The organism is Acinetobacter sp. YH12155 (assembly GCF_013418255.1).
In the GTDB taxonomy this organism is placed as follows: Bacteria; Pseudomonadota; Gammaproteobacteria; order Pseudomonadales; family Moraxellaceae; genus Acinetobacter; species Acinetobacter indicus.
The window spans coordinates 1-17,886 of record NZ_VPCK01000013.1; the positions used below are offsets into that span (position 1 = coordinate 1).

Below are 17,886 nucleotides of genomic sequence, written 5' to 3' on the forward strand. Positions count from 1 at the left end.
AGTGATGGGAGAGCATGTTCAAGAGTGGATTCTAAATGTTCAGATAAAGACATAAAAAAATGAGCGTATTTACATACACTCATTTTTACTACATTTTACTAAAATTTGCTTAACTGACTGGCATTACTGCAAGTGCAGGGCTTTTTCGTGCTGGACTTAAATGCCTGAATACAATTAAGCCTGACCTTCTGCAGCAGCGGCTTGTGCGCGTTGCATGTTGGCTTCAAATTCAGCATCAAAGTTGATTGGCGTTAACAGCAATTGCGGGAAGCTGCCTTTGGTAACCATATCATTCACTGCTTCACGCAAGAACGGGAACAGGATGTTCGGGCAGTAGGCACCCAGAATATATGGCAGACGTTCTTCTTCTACGCCATCAATCAGGAAAATACCTGCTTGAGTGACATCTACAATAAATGCTGTATCACCGGCATTGTTGGCTTGAACAACAACTTTTAAAGACACTTCAAAGTGGGTTGGATCAATCTTTTCTGCAGAAGACGACAGATTGATATTCAGTTCAGGCTGCCATTCTTTGGTAAATACTTGTGCCCCTGGAACTTCAAAAGAAATATCTTTTGTATAAATACGCTCTAATGCCAATTGTGGTTGAGCTTGTTGTTGTTCACTCATTATTTATTCCTTAAAAATATGAACAGAAAATTAACTGAAATTATGACGCCAGTAAGTCATCGAGTTTGCCTTCACGCTCAAGGGCGTAAAGCTGGTCGAAACCACCAATGAACTGCTCATTAATAAAAATTTGTGGAACAGTACGATGGTTGGTGCGCTGCATCAGTTCAGTGCGGACTTCTGGTGCTTCGTTGGATAAATTGATTTCTTTATAGACAACGCCTTTACGCTCAAGAAGCTGTTTTGCACGTACGCAATATGGACATACAGTTGTTGAATAAATCGTTACTTCAGCCATTGCTAATCTCCTTAAGCGGATTATTTGCTTTTTACTAAAGGTAAGCCTTGTGCTTTCCAGTTACTGATCCCACCATCCAGACGATAGCTATCTGCGTGGCCCACCTGTTGCAGGGCAGTGCCGGCAATTTGGCCTAAATTGCAGATAAATACCAATGGACGGTCAGCGGTTTTTAACTCTTCAATATGGCTTGAAATTTTGCTGTAAGGAATGTTGCGGCTGCCGCTGATATGGCCTTCACGGAAGTCTTTGGCATCACGTAAATCAATCAGCATGGCATTTTTGGCTTTCACCAGAATCCCTAAAGATTGTGGGGAAATTTTACGCCCGTTACGTTGGCCTTCCAAAATGAAGAATAAAACCACCAAAACTGCCAGTGTTCCAAACAAGAAGGGGTGATTCCCCATAAACTCGAACCAACGTTCCACAAGTCACCTAAATTACAATTTCAAAAATTGTCACAGAGTATAGCCTATAAATATGGTGATCAAAATCACCGCTTCAAGGGTCGGGCTGCAATTAAACTAATTTTTTTGCTGGGCTTCGTTGACTTCATCAATCAGACGCAAATAACTGTCGAGCCGGCGCGTTAAAATCTCACCTGCTGCTGCTGCCTGACGCAAGGCACATTGCTTTTCGTGCTTATGGGTACAGTTACGGAATTGACAGTGACCGAGCAGATTTTCAATTTCCGGAAAACCCTGCTGGATTTTTTCAGTCGTCAAATGCCACAGGCCAAATTCGCGGATGCCCGGTGAGTCAATGAGCGCCGAACCTTCACCAAACGGAATTAAGCGGGTGGAGGTGGTGGTATGCTGACCCAGGGCCGAGTTTTCTGAAATGATATTGGTTTTCTGCGCCGCTTCCGGCACGATGGCATTAATCAGGGTACTTTTACCCACGCCAGACTGACCGACAAAGGCCACAGTTTCATTTTTTAAACGGTTGGACAGTTCAGTCAGATCTGCATCAGACTGGGTCTGCATCACTTCATAACCCAAATCACGGTATTCTTGCAGTAAATCCAGAATCGGATCATTTTCGGTAAGTAGGTCGGATTTGTTCAGGATCAGCAGCGCCGGAATATTGGCATCGGCACAGGCCACCAGATAGCGGTCAATCAGACCCGGTGCCGGTTCTGGCAGCGGTGCAAACACAATCACAATCAATGAGATATTGGCGGCTACCGGTTTGACTTTGTGGTAACGGTCCGGGCGCGTGAGCAAAGACTGACGCGGATGAATCGCGCTAATAATGCCCAGACCGGTATTTGGATCGGCCTGCCATTTGACCCGGTCACCGGTAACCAGTAATTCCAGGTTGGTACGGGTATGACAGCGCCAGATGCTGCCCAGTTCAATCGGTTTCCAGAACGGTTCAGGTTCACCTTCGGCCACCACGGGTTTTTCAGGATGCTGCTCCGGCACGGAGAGGGCTTGTACTTCCAGCTGGCGTCCATAATGCTGCACCACCAGACCTTCCAGATCATTGGAGCTGTCTATATCTTCCTGCCGGGTTTGCTGCTGTTTCTGAATGCGGCGTTGTTGCTGTTCAGTCAGGCGACGCTTACGAATTAAAGCCATTCATATCCTAAAAAAACCATGAAATCTGGAGTGCAAAAATAGCATGAAGCACGGGCAGAATGACACCCAAGAACACAGAAATTTGCTACTATAGCCGTTTTTAAGACGAATAAGATTGCACATTTATGAGCAGCACGCCTGATACCCGCTTAATTTGGATTGACCTGGAAATGACAGGTTTAGATACCGATAATGATCAGATTATTGAAATTGCCACCATTGTGACAGACGATCATTTAAATATTCTGGCGGAAGGTCCGGTACTGGCCGTGCATCAATCAGATCGTATTTTAAATGCCATGGATGAATGGAACACGCGTCAGCATGGTCAGTCGGGGCTAATTGAGCGTGTACGTCGCAGTAAACTGAGCGCGCAGGATGCCGAGCAGCAAACCTTGGAATTCCTGAAAAAATGGGTCAATCCAAAAACCTCGCCGATGTGCGGTAACTCGATCTGTCAGGACCGTCGCTTTTTACACCGGTTAATGCCGGAGCTGGAGCAGTTCTTCCATTACCGTAATCTGGATGTATCTTCTGTTAAAGAACTGGCCAAACGCTGGCGTCCGGAAATTATGAGCGGCTTAAAGAAAAATGCCTCTCACCTAGCCATGGATGACATCCGTGACTCGATTGCCGAGCTGAAATACTATCGTGAATATTTCTTTATTATGAATAAATAAGTATCTGTTCATCATCCATCTATTTGCACTGTGGGGACGAGCGTATCCACAGCGCTTAAGAAGAGGCTTTGGGCCTCTTTTTTTATCTCTATCGTTTTTCATTTGCTGTTATTCGGATGTGATCCAGAGATATTACCCGTTATAAAGATGTAATCTTTTTGGTGATTATTTAGACAGGATGCAGCTGCGCGCTTATGATAGGAGCAATGTGTATTTCAAAACCCATTTGCCGCAATGATCGGAGTACCTTAAATCATGCAAAGTAATAACCCGATCCTGACACGCGTTGAGATGTCGAGTGATTATGCCCGGCCGATGAGCGTGCAGGGAGCAATCCAAAAATCTGTCCTGCTGACTTTAATTGCCGCCGTGGTGGGCATCGGCCTGTTTTTCTACAGTTTCCTGACTGCCAATCTTTCTATTGCCTATGCCGGCGCAATTGTCGGTGCCATTGGCGGACTGATTCTGGCTTTGGTGGCCACCTTTAAGCCGAATACAGCGCGCACGCTGGCTATTCCCTATGCACTGTTTGAAGGGGCCTTTCTGGGCGGGATTTCAGTGATCTTCCAGTTGCAGTTTCCGGGTGTGCCATTACAGGCCTTGCTGGCTACTTTTGTGACCACACTAGTGATGTTTGTGCTGTATCGCACGCGCGTGATTCGCGCCACTGAAAAATTTAAGGCGGTGGTGATGTCGGCCTCAATTGCGATTGCGATGGTGTTTGTGGTGCAAATCTTTCTGAGTCTGGCTTTGGGGTCGAGTATTCCTTATCTGTTTGAAAGCAACTGGCTTGGAATTGGCTTTGCAGCATTTGTGGCCGTGATTGCCTCTTTAAACTTGATTCTAGACTTTGACCTGATTGAAACCGGTGCAGCACAAGGTGCACCGAAAAGCATGGAATGGCTGAGCGCCATTGCCTTATTGGCCACCTTGGTCTGGATGTATTATTCCTTCCTGCGTTTGCTGGGCTTATTGCAAAGCAATGATTAACTTCCCGGCATTTATCGACATTAAAATCGCGCAACCTTTGCGCGATTTTTACTTTCTTCGGAGGAATTGAAAAAAAGGCGCATTATGCAATTTCCGAATTGGCTCAGAATTGGCATGATACTGCAAAATCAATATGAGTGAGATTCACATGGCACAAGGACTATTAGCGGGTAAACGCTTTTTAATCGCGGGTATTGCGAGTAAATTATCCATTGCATTTGGTGTTGCTCAGGCTTTACATCGTGAAGGTGCAGAGCTGGCTTTTACCTATCCGAATGAAAAATTGAAAAAACGTGTGGATGAATTTGCAGAACAGTTTGGTTCTAAAATTGTTCTTCCTTGTGATGTTGCGGTAGATGCTGAAATTGAACAGGTCTTTGTCGATCTTGCTCAACATTGGGATGGTCTGGATGGCGTGGTGCATTCAATTGGTTTCGCACCAGCCCATACCTTAGATGGTGACTTTACTGATGTGACCGACCGTGAAGGTTTTAAAATTGCGCATGACATCAGCGCCTACAGCTTTGTTGCGATGGCGCGTGCCGCAAAACCATTATTACAGGCGCGTCAAGGCTGTTTATTAACCCTAACTTATCAGGGTTCTGAGCGTGTAATGCCAAACTACAACGTGATGGGCATGGCCAAAGCTTCGCTTGAAGCAGGGGTGCGTTATTTAGCCTCTAGCTTGGGTGCTGAAGGCATTCGTGTTAATGCCATTTCTGCCGGTCCAATCCGTACATTGGCTGCATCAGGAATTAAATCATTCCGTAAGATGTTGGATGCCAATGAAAAAATTGCCCCATTAAAACGTAATGTCACCATTGAAGAAGTGGGCAATGCCGCTTTATTCCTGTGCTCACCGTGGGCCAACGGGATTACCGGTGAAATTCTGTATGTAGATGCTGGCTTTAATACCGTGGGTATGAGCGCCGCCATGATGGACGCAGAATAAGTCGGAACGTTTTAACCTGCGCCGGTTTTTTATCGGATAGTTACATATTGATAAACAAGCGGCCGGGTTGAAGCGATGTTTTATGTGGTTATTTTGTATAAAATAGCCACACTTTTTTTTAGCTATTTATTACAGAACAATGATGCCAAGCAATATATTTGCAGCACTAGAAAAATTAGGCCTCAGCCCACAAAAACGTGCCCTCCATATTCAATTTTCTCAGCCTGCCTTAAATACCGATGTTTTTTTACAGCGCATCGACGGTGAACACCAGCTCAATGACGGTTTACATGCCGAACTGATCTGTCTTTCGACCAATGCCCAGATTCCGTTAAAACAGTTTATCGGCGCGCAGGTTGCCGTCGATCAGGTCACTGACCAGGGCCAGCTATTTCGCAGCAGCGGTATTATCACCGCAGCCGCGCAAGGCCAGAGTGATGGCTCTCTCACCCTCTATAAACTTACGCTAGAAGATCCAACCGCACTCTGGCATAAACGCCGTAACAGCCGTGTGTTTATGAATAAAAGCGTACGCGAAGTCAGCGAGATTCTATTTAAAGAATGGCAAAACAAAAGCCCACTCTTTGCCGCCAGCCTGACCCTGGACTTAACCGGACTGACCCAGGAACTGGATGTGCGTCCCTTTATCATGCAGTCCAATGAAACCGACTATGACTTTTTGACCCGGCTCTGGCGCAGTGAAGGGATTAACTGGCTGATTGATGAAGCCCAGTTACAGGTCTTACATTCCAGCAGCCCGATTCAGGCCCAGAAACTGCGCCTGATTGATGACAACAGCCAGTACAGTGCTTTAAACCGCCGCAGCATCCGCTTTCATCGCTCCAGTGCCACCGAACAATTAGACAGCATCACCCAGTTGATTGCCCAGCGCAGCCTGCAACCGACTACCGTACATCTGCAACGCTGGCAGTCAGACAGCCTCAGCCAGGAAGAAGGCGCCGGTTCTGTACAAAGCAAACACCAGCACAGCCACAATCAGGACAATGCCAGCTTAAGCCTGGAACAAGCCTGGCAGATCAGCCCGGCCTGGATGCAGGATTTAAATGGTGAAGACCAGGCCACAGCCTCTTCCAACAACCAGCTGGACAAACTGAACCAGAACCTCAGTCACTACCACGACCTGCAATCCAAATACTTTAGTGCCCACTCCACCGTCCGTGATGCCCAGGTTGGCTACTGGTTTGAACTGAATGAACACCCGGAAATTGACCAGCACAGCGCAGCCGACAAAGAATTTCTAATTACCGGCAAACAGTTCTATAACCAGAACAACTTACCCAAAGACCTCAATCAGCAGATCAACCAGCTACTCAGCCAGAGCCACTGGCATAGCCATTTTAGTTTTCAACAAAAACAACACCCGGATGAACGTCAAGGCAATACCTTAACCTTACAACGTCGCAATATCCACACCGTACCGGAATACCATCCACTACAGCACCGACCGGCGGCTCATCCACAGCGCGCCCGGGTAGTCGGTCCTGCTGGCGAAAGCATCCATGTCGATGAATGGGGCCGAATCAAAGTCCGTTTCCTGTTTACCCGCAGTGATGACCATCAGCATGATGGCGGGGCCGGCAGTAATGACAATGACACCGATTCGGCCTGGGTGGATGTACTGACCCCCTGGGCCGGAGAAGGCTACGGGGCACGTTTCCTGCCACGGATTAATGAAATTGTGGTGATCGACTTCTTTGACGGTAACATCGACCGGCCTTTCGTGGTTGGTCGTTTACATGAAGCAGAACGCTCGCCAACCCAATTCGACCAACAAGGCCAACTACCCGACACCAAAAAACTCAGCGGCATCCGCTCGCAGGAAATCGAAGGCAGTGGTTTTAACCAGCTGCGTTTTGATGATACTCCGAAGCAGATCTCTGCCCAGCTGCAAAGCAGCCATGGTGCGACCCAACTGAACCTGGGGAACTTGAGCCATCCCAAAGCCAGCGCTGAAAGTGATGGCCGTGGTGAAGGTTTTGAACTGAGAACCGATCAGTGGGGTGCAGTTCGTGCTGGAGAAGGCTTACTGATTTCGACCCATCCACAGGCACAAGCCGAAGGCAACCATCTCGATGCCAGTGAAGCCAAGAGCCAGCTAGAAAACAGCCTGAACAATGCCCAAGCCTTGAGTGAAGTGGCCAAAAACCAGCAGACCGATCCTTTAGAGGTTTTAGAAAATCTCCAGTCTTTTATTGAAACACTAGCCAATGACGACCCTGCCAAAGCAGATGCCTTTAAGTCTGCGATCATGGTATTGGCTGCACCAAACTCTATTGCCTTAAGTAGTCAGCAAGATGTGCATCTCTCTGCCGATGGTCAGATTAGCCACAGTGCCGGAGAGAGTATTAACCTCAGTACGCAGCAGTCTTTGATTGCCCATGCCAGCCAGAAACTAAGCCTGTTTGCAGCACAAGACGGTGCACGTTTATATGCGGGTAAAGGCAAAGTCGAGATTCAGGCACAGGGTGATGGTGCAGATCTTATTGCCAGAAAGGGGGTGCAAATTATTTCGACGGAAGATGCGGTTTATATTACCAGTCCAACCGAAATTAATCTGACCGCCGGTGGTTCACAAATCAAGATTAATGGCTCTGGGATTTTTCCGACCACAGGCGGAAAATTCGAGGTAAAGGCGGGGCAGCATTTGTTTAAGAGTGGTGAAAATGTTCATGCAACCATTCCTTTAATGCCTAAATTGGGATTACACAAAATACAATTTGAATTGCGAGATACTGAAACACAAGCGTTGTTGCCTTTCACTTCTTACATGTTAATGAATGATCAAGGGCATGTAAGCTATGGAAAAACAGATGCGAATAGTTTAACTCAGGCATTTGTCACTGATAAGCAAGAGAATTACTATCTACATGCAATCAATGACAAAATAAAGAAATTGGATAACTAAGATGGCAAAGTATCCTCAACCTAAGCTTGCACAAGCTGTATTAAAGAATGTGCCAAAACATATTGCTTTGCCACGTTTGAAATATGTGATTACAGCAAAAACATCTGAAGCTAAATCTACCTATGTATCTAAACTGACACCTTTTAATAAGTTTATGAAAACCCATAAAATTGAGGTGAATTATGATACTGCAGTAGTTCAAGTTGATATTTTCTTAGACGATAAATGGTATCAAGGCGCAATCCTTCCACATTTAGCACAATCTGAAAGCGGAAAGTTTACAGAGATCAAGTTTAAATACCATCAAGCGCAAAGTTCCCCGATAGAAGAAAATAAAATCCAAAAAGTTTATATAAAAGAAGGTATGGAAGTTGGTTGGTTGTTGATTCGAGAAGATGAGACTGTCGATGCATTGTTAAAACGTATCTATGCATACCCTCCTACGGCAAAAGAATTTTCTATTTTTAAAAATAATAATGCCCATTTGCCAGGGTTATCAACCAATGGACCAATGACTGTGCTTAAGCCGTGTCAGGTGGTCATTTTATCAAATAAATATGGTAATGATCTTAAGCTGAGTGAATATAAGCGGTTAGCGAGCAGCGTCGAAGAAAAATTGAAGCTATTGAGCAAGTCCTCAAATTTTGATGCAGCATTTTTTGCTGCAAATTATGAACTTTTGTACGATTATTGGTCACATGCTACTGAAATGGCATTAGCCAATGTAAGTGACCAAAAGAAAGTCGTTACAGTTGATGAGTTTAGGAAGGAATACTGTCAAGGTGATGATGATCTATTAGATCAAGTTGAAGAAAGAACGGGGCAAATTGTAGATAGCGCTGAACAAAAAAGCGAGCGAGATAGGAAGCTTAAAAAGAATGAGCTTCTAGTCATGAAAGAAACATCACTAGAAAAAGTGATAAAAAGCAATGATGCGATTATGGCTGTTTATCAAAGTGAACAGCTAATGAAATCTAAATATGCGAACCCAAAGCATTTTTCAGATTTTAAGAAAAAATATGCCTCACTTTATAGCCAGTTGGGTACAGCACTCAAAGATATGCATATTGTAGAGCCTCAGACTCAAATCCCTTTAATGAGAAAGTATATGAAAACGGACTCTCTTATACGCTCAGATGCTGTAAGAGGTGGTTTGAAGCATTACGATAAAATGATCGTAGATTTAGGGAAAATCAGTATCGGTTTAAGAATGGGTAAGCAATTGGTTGTCGGTTTAGGTGCTGCGATTTTCTTTAAAAATACAATGGATGCCTATAACACGGGTGATATGGAGCTTACAAAGAAAGTGGCTATGATTGAAGGCAGTAAGATTGCTGGAGGGGCAGCTGGTGGTTGGATTGGGAAAGTTGTTGGCGGTGGTGTGGTTTATGTTATAGGAATGGCAGCTGGTGCAGTAGGCTACACTATAACAGCACCTGTTTCCTTGACAATTACTGCCGTTGTAGTGGGGACAGGTATTATTGTTGGTGGTAAATATGGTGGTGAACTTGCTGAAGAAAAGATCAAAAAAATTACAGGAATATGTGAATGAATGATCAAACATTAATTTATGATTTTTGGATATTCTTTGGCTCAATGATTTTGGTTCTTTCTTTGGTCTTAATTATATATATATATAACTATTTATTTATAAAGAAAAATAGTAAAGAGCTTTCTGAAAGAATCTATGGTATCGAAGAATACTTAGATGAGGTGGGAGTTTCTTTTGAAAAGGTAATGCAACTAAATTTTATATTTTCCTTGATGTGGTTCTCATATTTTGTACAGCATAGATATTTTAAAAAGAAGATGTCATATTTCGCCAAACGTGGAGAAAAGAGTCCAAGCTTGTATCCAAACCTTTATCAGGATAATGTCATTTATTTATGTGAAAAGTTTGGAAAACAGATAATCACAAATGAGGTCTTAGCTTTTGTCTCTCTATTTTTTGGGATTTCAATGTTTACGTCGAAATATATAGCAAAATTTATTGTCTATTTAGGTTTTTAATATATTTTAAATTAAGCTGGCTATACATATCTTTACCTGTTTCCTTGACTATTACAGCTGTTGTTATTGGTGCAGGTGTGATTGGTGGTGGTAAATATGGTGCAGATTTTGCTGAGGATGAACTCAAAAAAAGGACAGGGGTATGTTAATGGAAGGTCAATTAGTTGATTTTTATGGTAGCGTTTTAATTAGCTTACTTGTTATTGGCTTAATGCTACTTTTATATACATATATATATAACCTGTTATTTATAAAAAAAATAGTAAAGAACTTTCTGAAAAAATATATGGCATTGAAGAGTATTTAGATGAGGTGGGAATCTCTTTTGAAAAGGTACTACAACTTAATTTTATATTCTCTATGATGTGGTTTTCATATTTTATAACATACAGACGTTATGAAAAGATGCCGTATTTTGCAAAACGTGGAGAAAAGAGTCCTAGCTTGTATCCAAATCTGTATCAGGATAATGTTATTTATTTATGTGAAAAATTTAAAAAACAAATTATTATAATTGAGATATTATCTTTGTTTGTTTTTATTTTTGGAATCGCATTTTTTTTCTATGAGTCTATTGCTGATTTTCTAATATATTTAGGTTTTTAATATATTTTAAATTAAGCTGGCTATACATATCTTTACCTGTTTCCTTGACTATTACAGCTGTTGTTGTGGGAGCAGGAACGATTGGTGATGGAATGCTTATTGAAGATGTAGGTTTTGTTGCACAAAGATTTGAAATGCAAAGCGCCCCTAATTGAGCCAAATTTAAGGCGTAACTTGGGTAAGTGGTCGACCTAATTCCGTAAATCTGTTGAGGACTGCTACACGTGCATGAATCTCATTCACCTGACTAGGAAAGCTTCTTGCCATTAATTTATCGCCTAATAATTTGATGCAATGCATCTTGGTTTCTACCAAACTGCGGCGATGATAGCCTGACCATTTTTTCCATAGTGTCCTGCCTAAACGTTTAACTGTTCGAAGTAATTCATTAGCGACTCAATTGCTATATCAAAAGAAAAAAATGGTTACTTATAAGCAATTCTAGTTGTAAAACTTATCAATTCATTAGCTTTGATAGCAATAGGTTTCGGGGGGCTAGCACAAATTTCAGTTGTGGAATCATATATTTTAAAAAATGTTGAAAAAAATATTATTGCGCATGCTGCTAGTAAGTTTTTATTAATTAGTGTTGTAAAATGGGCAGCTAGGTTAACTTGGGTTGGACTAGGATTAACCTTTTTGTACGAGCTAGCTAAAAACTACTATTTTGATAGCAAACTTGAAAGTTGGTGTAGTAAATCAGCTTTTGGTCTAAATAAAAGTAAATTTAAGAATATATTGGAGGAGGATAAGGCATTTAGTGAGGCCTTACAGAGTATATAAATGATTAATGCAAAAAAATTGTGGGTAGAATAGAAGGTCTTAAATGTGAAGAATCTATTATACAGCCTTTTAAAAATATTGGTAAGCAAGTCGCAACTACAGCTTTGCTAGGAGTGTTGACAGAAAGTACTTCACTTTTAAGTGCGGCCCCAATATTAATTCTTGCTTCAAAAGGTAGGAGAGCAAAAACCTTTACTTGTAAAATAGACGGGATTGATGTCATTGGGCAATATACTACAGTAAAATTTAATGAAGGGGACCAAGTTGTTACCATCCTAAGTGAAGAGCAAGATAAAGGCTTTCATTTAGCTTATGCAGTATTAATACCAAATAAGGGAATACTTCATATGTTGTATGATTCTGGGCGTTCATTTAAAAAGCATTGTTTACATTTACTTAAATGGGCAATAATACTAAGTATATTTTCATGTATTTTTTTAACTATTATTGCTCTGGTAGGGTATTTAAATCCTGATAATGGTAAAGATATTATTGACTTTAAAAATCAATTAATAATCTCTTATTTAGTGTCATTTATATTTTCCTTTGGTCTACTATTTAGCTTTTTATTTGGTAAGGATAATGTACGTTTTCTAGGGCGTTACAGCGAGAAAATTTTTGAAATATTAGGGTTTGAACAACCCAAAAATCAAAATCTTTTTAATTCATATCTGATCGATGAAAATGGTTTGCATGTGAGTGTTTTGGATTATAGAAAAAGTTTGATTGGAAAAGATCCCTATCCAGCGGATTATTTTGAGAAGAAAAATGATAAAAATTGAAGGCAAGATTCAAAATCTTAAAGTAGAAGATTCTAAAATTTTGTCTATTGGTAATTTAAATCAACAAGCAGCTAATACTGCGTTAATTGGTACATTAGTCGGAAGTACTTCCTTAATGAGTAACGTGCCCATTATGGCATTAGCTGCAAAAGGTAGAGATGGAAAGACTTTTAGAGGTGAGATTAACGGAATTCGCGTTGTTGGTCAGTTCACTGGTGTAAAGTTTAAAAATAATACACCTTTAATTATGGTCATAAGTGAAGAGCAAGAGGAAGGATACCATTTTGTATATGCAGCTTTAGATCCTAAAAAGGGGCTTTTACACATGCCATATGAAATGGGGCGCTCTAAAAAGAAAACTTATTTAACATCAATAAAATATGCAATTATTTTCTCATTAGTAATGATTATTCTTGCTAGTGCAATAGCTGTTATGCAATATTTTAGCGGAGATTTTACAATAGATGAAATTAAGTTGAATCTAATGATTTTTTATCCTGTTGGTATTCTATTTTCATTTTTCCTAATGTTTTGCTTTTTATTGGGTAAAAATAACTTGAGAGAATTAGCACAAGTTTCAGAAAATGTATTTGAAATGCTCAATTTTTCAGATGTAAAAGAACAAGACTTATATAAATCTAGGCTTATAGATAGTGAAGGCTTTTACCCGAGTGTGATGAAATATAGAGATGTTTTGATAGGAAAAGACCCTTTTCCTGAAGACTATTTTGACAAGAAAAATGAAAAAAATTGAAGGCAAGTTGCAAAATATTGAAATCGTACACTCTAAAATTTTTACATCGTGAATTTAAAAAAGCCCCTTAGGGCTTTTTAATTTTTAATCAAATTTAAGGCAACTGCTGAATCGGACTCCCACCCAACGCCTGCAATAAAGTTACATAAGCATTATATTGGCTTTGACGGGTTTGCACCAAAGACAAACGGGCATTACGCGTGGTTTCCTGTGCATCTAACAGATTTTTTAACGCCACTGCGCCGTTAAGATAACGGACTTCAGTCAACCGTTCAGACTTTTCCGCCAGTTCAACATTACGTGCCTGCAAGGCAAGCTGTTTATCCAGCTCATTACGTGCCGATAATGCATTTTCCACATCTGCAAAGGCGGCATATAGAGTCTGGCGATACTGCAAAATCGCTTTTTCATATTCCAGTTCGTTGACCTGTAAATCACGTTTCATGTCATTCCATTGTAAAAATGGCAGACTTAATCCAGCACCCAAGGTCAAGGCCGGATTTTGCAATGCACTGCTTAGTGAGGTAGAGGCACCCACACCTGTTGATAGTGCGCCAGTCAAGCTGATCGATGGATAATAGCTGGCCCGATTGGCATCTTTATTGGCCAGGGCTTTACGCAGGCGTAACTCGGCAGCCTGTAAGTCCGGACGACGCGCCAATAATTCTGCCGGCAAACCGGCACTAATCTCCGGCAGCGCCGTGCGTGGTAAACGCGGCGGTTCCTGAACATTCAGTTGCTGCACCGGCATGTTTAATAAAACTGCCAAGGCCGTCCGGGTTTCTACACGCTGCTGCTCAATCTGGCTTAAGGTCGATTTCTGGTTTTGTACCGACTGTTCTGTCTGGGTTACATCCAGACCCGATACCGCGCCAGCCCGATACTGTACTTGTACCAGTTCATAGGTTTTTTGTGCGGTCGCCAGGTTTTGCTGCACCACCTGATAACGTTCATTTAAATAGCCCAGCTGCCAATACAGCTCTGCTGCTGTACCAATCAAACTCTGTGCTGTGGCCTGTAAATCCTGCTCGGTGGCTAAGGCTTCCCAACGCGCAGCTTCGGTCTGGTTGGCCAGTTTGCCAAATAAATCCAGTTCATAACTCAAGCGTGGATAGCCCAGAGAAATTCCGGTCGAGGCATTACCATCGCCATCCAGACTAAAACGGTGCCCGGTTGAAATGCTGGCATCTCCAATCCGGATCCCTTGCTGGCTTTGAGACTGTCCCGCCTGTAGACGAGCCTGTTGCAGATTAATCCCGGCAACTGCCAGATCGCTATTGCGCGTCAAGGTTTGTTCAACCAGGGCATTCAGCTGGGCATCCTTAAACAGCGTCCACCACTGATCGGCCTGAACCTGAGCATGCACCTGCTGGCTAACCGCTTTACTGTTCTGGAAACTGCCTGGAATAGTCACAGCGGGTGCCTGATATGGGGTTTTCACTACCGCCGCACAGCCGACCAGGCTGCTACTCAATAGCAAGGCGGTTGCAAGTTTACTGAAATTCAATTGCATGAAAGTATCCTTATTCTCGAGACAGGGCATCGACGGGGTTTAAACGGGCAGCGTTACGGGCAGGAATAAAGCCAAACACAATCCCGATCAGGCTGGAACAGATAAAGGCTGCCACAATGGAGGTGGTCGAGTAAGCCATTTGGAAAGTCCCGCCGGCGAACTGGGTAATCAGTTGTCCAATCCCTAAAGATAAGAGCACCCCGAGAATACCACCTAAAATACAGACCAGTACGGCTTCAATCAGGAACTGCTGCAAGATGTCACTTTGTCGGGCACCCACCGCCATACGAACGCCGATTTCCTGCGTCCGCTCTGTAACCGATACCAGCATGATGTTCATCACCCCGATACCACCCACCACCAGAGAAATCACGGCAATGGCTGAAATCAGCAGGGTCATCGTCGCAGTGGTCTGCTGGATGGTTTCCCGAATACTGTCGGCATTCTGGGTAAAGACATCCTGCGCACCGTGGCGTTGGACCAGCAGGCTTAAAATTGCATTTTCTGCGGTGGCACTTGGATATTCATCTTTAATCCGGACAATGATGCTGCGCACATGCGATTGCCCCAGCATCCGGCTTAAAACGGTGGAGTAGGGCAGATAGACATTCAGGCTATCCGCATTACCGCCCATGCCTTGCTGGGCATCGACCACCCCAATGATCCGACTGGGTACGCTCCCCAGTAAAATCACCTGACCTACCGGGTTAGAGCCGTCACTAAAGAAAGTCTTTTGGGTGTTGGTATCAATCACCACGTCTTGGGCTTGAGTGCGGACACTGCTCCGGTCAAAAGGTTGACCGCTGTTAAAATCCAGACCGCGTACATAGAAGAAGTCTTCACTCACACCATTCACGGTGGTCGAGGCTTCAATTTCCTTAAAGCGTCCGGTCACGCTGGTATTCACCGACGGGCTGACCCCATCGACATAGGGCTGTTCCGCCAGCGCATCGGCATCTGCGGGAATCAGGGTTCTGACCTGAGAGGAACGTGAATTGTCCCCGAAGCCCCGGCCCTGATACACGGTGATGGTATTGGTACCCAGACTGCTGATGTTTTCCAGAATCTGTTTTTGTGAACCATTGCCGAGTGCCACCACTGAAACCACCGAGGCAATCCCGATAATAATCCCGAGCATGGTCAGAAAGGTTCGCATCCGGTGTGCATTCATGGCCAGTAAGGCCATACGGAAGGCTTCTCCCAGACGGTCCACCGCGGAGCGCCAGGACGAAATTTTCTTTTGCGTATTGCGCTGCAGTTGCTGTTTTTCTAGGGGGGCATCGTCAGTTTCTGGCGTATTCGGCTGATCGGAAATAATATTCCCGTCACTGATTTCAATAATCCGGCTGGCACTTTTGGCGACATTGTGGTCATGGGTGACCAGAATAATAGTATGACCCTGGGCATTCAGCTCGCGCAGAATCCGCATCACCTCAATGCCGCTGTTTTTGTCCAGTGCACCGGTTGGTTCATCGGCCAGAATCACATCGCCGCCATTCATTAGTGCACGGGCAATCGAAACACGCTGTTGCTGACCACCAGAAAGCTGGCTTGGACGGTTCTGGGTTTTCTCGCCCAGACCCAAATCGGTCAGCAGTTTTTCTGCACGCTGATGACGTTCATCGGCATCGGCACCGGCATAAATCGCCGGGACTTCAACGTTTCCCGCTGCGGTTAAATCACCCAGCAGATGGTAGCGCTGGAAAATAAAACCAAAATATTCACGGCGTAACTGCGCCAGTTCATCGGGTTCCAGTTCACGGGTTTCACGGCCATTGACGCGGTAGCTGCCCGAGGTCGGTTTATCCAGACAGCCTAAAATATTCATCAGGGTCGATTTACCCGAACCGGACTGACCGACAATTGCGACCAGTTCACCGGGGTAAATTGCCAGATCGACACCCTTGAGAATCTGCACCGTTGATTCACCTGCCGGGAATTCACGAGTCAGATTCTTGACCTCGAGTAGAGGTTGCTGTTGTTGACTCATGCTTACATTCTCATTGGGCCGGAAGGACCACCACGGTTGCTACGTTTGGCGCCATCGTTTGAAGTATCTGAACCATCGGCAATAATGACCTGATCACCCTCTTTCAAACCTTTGATGATTTCAACGCTAACCCGGTTATTTAAGCCGGTCAGGACCTGTTGCGGTTTGGCGCTGCCATCGGCCTGTAAGACACGTACCATTGCCAGTGCAGCTTTGCCTTGATTAATCAGGGCACGTTCCTGTTCGGTCAGGGTTAAGCGCGCAGGACGGTCACCGGCCGGGCGTTGACCACGAGCTTCAGATGCACCGCGTTCAGCCGGCGCCTGATCTGCACCCGGGGCACGGCTACGCTGTGGACGGTTAGAGGCCTGAATGGCTGCCGCTGGAATCATCAGGACATTTTTCGCTTCATCCAGCACAATTGACACCTGTGCGGTCATGTCAATACGCAATTTGCCATCTTCATTCGGAACATCAAACAGGGCGTTGTAATACACCGCAGAGCTTGAAGTGGATGAACTGTTATTGGTCTCGGTATTGATTGAATTTGGTGCCGGTTCAACCTGACGTAAAGTGGCGTAGTGTTTTTTCTCACTGTTGCCCAAGGTAGTGAAGTACACACGCTGACCTTCTTCCACTTTCATAACGTCGGCTTCAGAAATCTCCGATTTCACCGTCATGGTGTCGAGCTTGGCCAGTTTGACAATGGTCGGTGCACTCTGGTTGGCGTTTACAGTCTGGCCTTCTTCCGTAACAATCGCCACGACCGTACCATCCATGGGTGCAACAATACGGGTATAGCCTAAATCTTCACGTGTGGTGGCTAAGGTTAAGCGGGACTGTTCAATCTGGGCATTAATGGCAGCAATATCGGCCTGTGCGGTTTTGTAGCTGGCCAGTGCGGCTTCCAGTTCTGCACGTGAGGTCGCATCCTGGTCATACATGGCCTGTTGTCGGCGATATTCGGCTTCGACTTTGGCAAGATTGGCCTGACGCACCGCCAGTTGGGCCTGCTGGTTTTTAATGCTGGCTTCTGCGGTTTTTAATTCGTTTTCCTGACGTACCGAATCAATCTGGGCAATCAGCTGGCCCTGTTTGACCTGATCGCCGAGTTCAACATACATTTTTCTGACCTGTCCCGACACCTGGGCGCCGACACTGACCATTTTGGTGGCTTCAAGGACACCGGTGGCCAGTACTGAATTTTCAATATCGCCACGGCTGACGGCAGCGGTAATGTACTGTGGCTGTTCCTGTTTAGGTTTTAAAAAGAACCAGGCTGCAGCAATAAGTGCCACAATGGCCAGCGCAGCAAGCGCGAGTTTGGTTGGTTTTATTTTAGGCATGATCATCGAAACAGGTAAAAAGAATTAAACGGAATTATAA

Annotated in this window: 16 protein-coding genes and 1 pseudogene; 9 read left to right on the forward strand and 8 right to left on the reverse strand. The window is 44.1% G+C overall.

Going from position 1 to position 17,886, the window contains the following annotated elements:
* Window positions 1-174 precede the first annotated feature (174 nt).
* The 4 genes from secB to rsgA all read right to left on the reverse strand — a co-directional run bounded on the left by secB (window position 175) and on the right by rsgA (window position 2,514).
* On the reverse strand, window positions 175-633 hold the full coding sequence (gene secB / locus FTU86_RS09510) for a protein-export chaperone SecB (RefSeq protein ID WP_005182282.1): 459 nt from the start codon (window positions 631-633) through the stop codon (window positions 175-177).
* A 40-nt stretch (window positions 634-673) separates the two neighbouring features.
* Window positions 674-931, reverse strand: a complete 258-nt coding sequence (grxC, locus tag FTU86_RS09515; RefSeq protein WP_005182284.1) for a glutaredoxin 3 — start codon at window positions 929-931, stop codon at window positions 674-676.
* A 20-nt stretch (window positions 932-951) separates the two neighbouring features.
* Window positions 952-1,359 carry a rhodanese-like domain-containing protein gene (locus FTU86_RS09520; protein WP_005182291.1) on the reverse strand — a complete coding sequence of 136 codons (408 nt, stop codon included), beginning with the start codon at window positions 1,357-1,359 and terminating at the stop codon, window positions 952-954.
* Between the two features lie 96 nt (window positions 1,360-1,455).
* Entirely contained in the window at window positions 1,456-2,514 is a 1,059-nt protein-coding gene (rsgA, locus tag FTU86_RS09525) for a small ribosomal subunit biogenesis GTPase RsgA (RefSeq protein WP_104490218.1), read from the reverse strand.
* A gap of 125 nt (window positions 2,515-2,639) precedes the next feature.
* Between rsgA and orn the strand changes: the two genes are divergently transcribed.
* The 6 genes from orn to FTU86_RS09555 all read left to right on the forward strand — a co-directional run bounded on the left by orn (window position 2,640) and on the right by FTU86_RS09555 (window position 10,072).
* The gene (orn, locus tag FTU86_RS09530; RefSeq protein ID WP_005182297.1) at window positions 2,640-3,194 is read left to right on the forward strand and encodes an oligoribonuclease; all 555 of its coding nucleotides are present in this window, start codon (window positions 2,640-2,642) and stop codon (window positions 3,192-3,194) included.
* 255 nt (window positions 3,195-3,449) lie between these two features.
* Entirely contained in the window at window positions 3,450-4,184 is a 735-nt protein-coding gene (locus FTU86_RS09535; RefSeq protein ID WP_156188769.1) for a Bax inhibitor-1/YccA family protein, read from the forward strand.
* A gap of 148 nt (window positions 4,185-4,332) precedes the next feature.
* On the forward strand, window positions 4,333-5,136 hold the full coding sequence (locus tag FTU86_RS09540; RefSeq protein ID WP_005182307.1) for an enoyl-ACP reductase: 804 nt from the start codon (window positions 4,333-4,335) through the stop codon (window positions 5,134-5,136).
* A gap of 139 nt (window positions 5,137-5,275) precedes the next feature.
* On the forward strand, window positions 5,276-8,062 hold the full coding sequence (locus tag FTU86_RS09545; protein WP_373683657.1) for a type VI secretion system Vgr family protein: 2,787 nt from the start codon (window positions 5,276-5,278) through the stop codon (window positions 8,060-8,062).
* A gap of 1 nt (window position 8,063) precedes the next feature.
* Window positions 8,064-9,614: a hypothetical protein gene (locus tag FTU86_RS09550; RefSeq protein WP_160241623.1), complete on the forward strand. Its 1,551-nt coding sequence runs from the start codon at window positions 8,064-8,066 to the stop codon at window positions 9,612-9,614.
* Complete coding sequence (locus tag FTU86_RS09555) at window positions 9,611-10,072, forward strand: hypothetical protein (protein ID WP_045796769.1); 462 nt, start codon at window positions 9,611-9,613, stop codon at window positions 10,070-10,072. Before FTU86_RS09550 ends, FTU86_RS09555 begins: the two co-directional genes overlap by 4 nt.
* A gap of 768 nt (window positions 10,073-10,840) precedes the next feature.
* Here FTU86_RS09555 and FTU86_RS09560 read toward each other — a convergent pair.
* Window positions 10,841-11,068 (reverse strand): annotated as a pseudogene (locus FTU86_RS09560) (IS5/IS1182 family transposase); the annotation flags it as partial.
* Between the two features lie 123 nt (window positions 11,069-11,191).
* Here FTU86_RS09560 and FTU86_RS09565 point away from each other — a divergent pair.
* Genes FTU86_RS09565 through FTU86_RS09575 form a run of 3 tightly spaced genes read left to right on the forward strand, consistent with a single transcriptional unit; the run spans window position 11,192 to window position 12,997 of the window.
* Window positions 11,192-11,461, forward strand: a complete 270-nt coding sequence (locus tag FTU86_RS09565) for a hypothetical protein (RefSeq protein WP_160241622.1) — start codon at window positions 11,192-11,194, stop codon at window positions 11,459-11,461.
* 20 nt (window positions 11,462-11,481) lie between these two features.
* A complete protein-coding gene (locus FTU86_RS09570) occupies window positions 11,482-12,243 on the forward strand; it encodes a putative type VI secretion system effector (RefSeq protein ID WP_218945237.1) in 762 nt (253 codons plus the stop codon).
* Window positions 12,230-12,997, forward strand: coding sequence for a putative type VI secretion system effector (locus FTU86_RS09575; RefSeq protein WP_180036866.1), 768 nt, complete (start codon window positions 12,230-12,232; stop codon window positions 12,995-12,997). Before FTU86_RS09570 ends, FTU86_RS09575 begins: the two co-directional genes overlap by 14 nt.
* Window positions 12,998-13,091: 94 nt before the next feature.
* On the opposite strand, the gene FTU86_RS09580 is transcribed toward FTU86_RS09575, so the two are convergent.
* From FTU86_RS09580 to FTU86_RS09590, 3 genes are read right to left on the reverse strand one after another with little or no spacing between them, the layout of a single operon-like run.
* Window positions 13,092-14,510: an efflux transporter outer membrane subunit gene (locus tag FTU86_RS09580; RefSeq protein WP_160241619.1), complete on the reverse strand. Its 1,419-nt coding sequence runs from the start codon at window positions 14,508-14,510 to the stop codon at window positions 13,092-13,094.
* A gap of 10 nt (window positions 14,511-14,520) precedes the next feature.
* On the reverse strand, window positions 14,521-16,500 hold the full coding sequence (locus FTU86_RS09585) for a MacB family efflux pump subunit (protein WP_160241618.1): 1,980 nt from the start codon (window positions 16,498-16,500) through the stop codon (window positions 14,521-14,523).
* A gap of 2 nt (window positions 16,501-16,502) precedes the next feature.
* Entirely contained in the window at window positions 16,503-17,846 is a 1,344-nt protein-coding gene (locus tag FTU86_RS09590) for a MacA family efflux pump subunit (RefSeq protein WP_160241617.1), read from the reverse strand.
* Between the last annotated feature and the right edge of the window lie 40 nt (window positions 17,847-17,886).

Bases quoted from the DNA above. Each gene is read 5' to 3' on its own strand.
- FTU86_RS09590 (WP_160241617.1), bottom strand. From the start codon at position 17,846: ATGCCTAAAATAAAACCAACCAAACTCGCGCTTGCTGCGCTGGCCATT.
- orn (WP_005182297.1), top strand. From the start codon at position 2,640: ATGAGCAGCACGCCTGATACCCGCTTAATTTGGATTGACCTGGAAATG.
- FTU86_RS09555 (WP_045796769.1), top strand. From the start codon at position 9,611: ATGAATGATCAAACATTAATTTATGATTTTTGGATATTCTTTGGCTCA.
- rsgA (WP_104490218.1), bottom strand. From the start codon at position 2,514: ATGGCTTTAATTCGTAAGCGTCGCCTGACTGAACAGCAACAACGCCGC.
- FTU86_RS09545 (WP_373683657.1), top strand. From the start codon at position 5,276: ATGATGCCAAGCAATATATTTGCAGCACTAGAAAAATTAGGCCTCAGC.
- FTU86_RS09575 (WP_180036866.1), top strand. From the start codon at position 12,230: ATGATAAAAATTGAAGGCAAGATTCAAAATCTTAAAGTAGAAGATTCT.
- FTU86_RS09535 (WP_156188769.1), top strand. From the start codon at position 3,450: ATGCAAAGTAATAACCCGATCCTGACACGCGTTGAGATGTCGAGTGAT.
- FTU86_RS09585 (WP_160241618.1), bottom strand. From the start codon at position 16,500: ATGAGTCAACAACAGCAACCTCTACTCGAGGTCAAGAATCTGACTCGT.
- secB (WP_005182282.1), bottom strand. From the start codon at position 633: ATGAGTGAACAACAACAAGCTCAACCACAATTGGCATTAGAGCGTATT.
- FTU86_RS09580 (WP_160241619.1), bottom strand. From the start codon at position 14,510: ATGCAATTGAATTTCAGTAAACTTGCAACCGCCTTGCTATTGAGTAGC.
- FTU86_RS09550 (WP_160241623.1), top strand. From the start codon at position 8,064: ATGGCAAAGTATCCTCAACCTAAGCTTGCACAAGCTGTATTAAAGAAT.
- grxC (WP_005182284.1), bottom strand. From the start codon at position 931: ATGGCTGAAGTAACGATTTATTCAACAACTGTATGTCCATATTGCGTA.
- FTU86_RS09540 (WP_005182307.1), top strand. From the start codon at position 4,333: ATGGCACAAGGACTATTAGCGGGTAAACGCTTTTTAATCGCGGGTATT.